The organism is Anaerostipes hominis (ex Lee et al. 2021), from assembly GCF_002270485.1.
In the GTDB taxonomy this organism is placed as follows: Bacteria; Bacillota; Clostridia; order Lachnospirales; family Lachnospiraceae; genus Anaerostipes; species Anaerostipes hominis.
The window spans coordinates 1-1,598 of record NZ_NQOG01000057.1 but is presented as its reverse complement, the minus strand read 5'-3'; the positions used below and the strand labels follow the sequence as shown (position 1 = coordinate 1,598).

Annotated in this window: 1 protein-coding gene; it reads right to left on the bottom strand. The window is 43.7% G+C overall.

The annotated features are described in order from the left end of the window. Positions 1 to 38 precede the first annotated feature (38 nt). Positions 39 to 1,286 (bottom strand): IS110 family transposase, encoded by a 1,248-nt coding sequence (locus CI597_RS17470; RefSeq protein WP_095143025.1) that lies wholly within the window; start codon positions 1,284 to 1,286, stop codon positions 39 to 41. Between the last annotated feature and the right edge of the window lie 312 nt (positions 1,287 to 1,598).

Genomic DNA, 1,598 nt, shown 5'->3' with positions numbered 1-1,598 from the left:
GGTGGCTACTTTAAAAAGTGAATATTGAAAAGTTAAGGTTATGCAGTTGCTGACTTGATCTTATAACCTTGATTCCTTGCTATGATGATGGCCTGTTCTACCGTGATTTCACGGTCAACAGGGGGCACTTCTGATTTTCGGTAAAGTTCCGAATTATAGTTTTCACCGTTCTTCAGCATGTGATATAATGCAGTAAGAAGCATTCTTGCCACGGCAATGATTGCTTTCTTGTGACCGCGACGCTTTTTGATACGGAGATAACGGTTACGAAACTCAGGATGCTTATTACTTTTAATCACAGCGTTAGCACACTGTACTAAAAGAGGTTTGATATAGCATCCGGCCTTGGAAACCCGGACAGATTTTTTCTTCCCTGCACTTTCATTGTTGGTTGGAGCAAGACCAGCCCATGAGCACAGATGTTTCGCCGAAGGGAAAGCCTCCATGTTGGTACCAATCTCGGAAATGATTCCGATGGCAGTGAAGTCACTGCGGATACCAGGAGCGGTTTGGAGAATGGCAAGTTCCTGCTGATAGGGAGCGGCGAGCGCAAGAATGAGTTCTTCAAGCTCTGCTTTCCGGGATTCCAGGTTTTCATAATGCGCTTTGATCACCTTAAGTTTACCAGCCTGTTCCGGAGTGATATAGCCGTCAATGGCATCCCGGAGTTCAGGAAGTTTCTTTTTCAAACTTTTGTAAACGAGAGGTTCAAGGTCAAAAGAAGTATCTGCGGGATTTTCCAAAAGTTTATCCAGTATCGCCTGAGCAGATTTGCCGAAGGTGTCCGAAACAACGTTTCCCAACTGGATATTGGAAACCGTGAGACAGTTCTGCAAACGATTCTTTTCGCTTGATTTGAAGCAGGTCAGTTTGAAACGGTAACGCATAAGGTCGCGGAGCTGACGGATGTCAGCGGGTGGCATAAAGCTTCCGGTAACAAGGTCATGCTTAAACAGGTCAGCAATCCATTTGGCATCTTTCTTGTCAGTTTTCTTTCCACGGATAGCCTTAACATATTTGGGATGGGCAAGGACAATCGTACAGTCGTTTTCTAAAACGTTGTAAACAGGGATCCAATATTTACCGGTGGATTCCATACAGACATCCTTGCAGTTATGTTTGAGAAGCCATTGTAACAAATTTTTCAGACCTCTCGTGTAGGTTGAAAAACGGTGGCTCTCATAAGTGGTGACGCCTTTACCATCGGTAGAGGCGATGCAGGCCACTACAAAATTTTTGTGGACATCAATACCACAGCAGATTTTGTACACGATTTTTAAAGCCATAGGGACTCCTTTCAGAACCAAAAGGTTCACTGAAGATTATAGGGAGAGACGGCATTGACTGAACGCCTAAGCCATAAACGAGATTGTTTATACAAAGATAAGATTACGTGCTCGAAGTCACACTTATTTGTGCTTGAAAAGGCGGACTACACATATAAAAATACGGTCATCCGGAGAGCCGGACAGCCCACTCACCTCCTCGTGATTTGTAGTATACCGAGTTCCCTACAAAGAAGAATTATAAAGAAAAAATAAGCTCAGGGAAATATTTTCATAACGTTTTGTGCCTGAGCGAAGCGAAAGGAATGGATA

What these genes read in the sequence shown, in the direction of transcription:
- CI597_RS17470 (WP_095143025.1), bottom strand. Translation starts at nt 1,286, where the DNA reads ATGGCTTTAAAAATCGTGTACAAAATCTGCTGTGGTATTGATGTCCAC.